The organism is Ochrobactrum sp. C6C9 (genome assembly GCF_022627935.1).
Classification (GTDB): domain Bacteria; phylum Pseudomonadota; class Alphaproteobacteria; order Rhizobiales; family Rhizobiaceae; genus Brucella; species Brucella teleogrylli.
Genome location: NZ_JABXGB010000135.1, coordinates 1 through 252 on the forward strand (window position 1 = coordinate 1; position 252 = coordinate 252).

Genomic DNA, 252 nt, shown 5'->3' on the forward strand with positions numbered 1-252 from the left:
GTGGTGGGTAATCCGGCGACCCTGGTGGGCCTGGGCGACCTGTCCAAACCCGGTCCGCTGCTGGCCATCCTCGGCTTCTTCCTTATCGTCGTACTCGAGGCGCGCAAGGTCACCGGCGCGGTGCTGATCGGCATCCTGGTGGTCACCGTGATCGCCATCGCCCTGGGCGTCAGCGCCTTCGGCGGCCTGGTCTCCATGCCGCCGTCGCTGGCACCGACCTTCCTGCAGCTGGATATCCGGGGAGCCCTGGAC

General features: G+C 68.3%; 1 pseudogene. It reads left to right on the top strand.

The annotated features are described in order from the left end of the window. Positions 1 to 252 (top strand): annotated as a pseudogene (locus HWD97_RS24390) (NCS2 family permease); the annotation flags it as partial.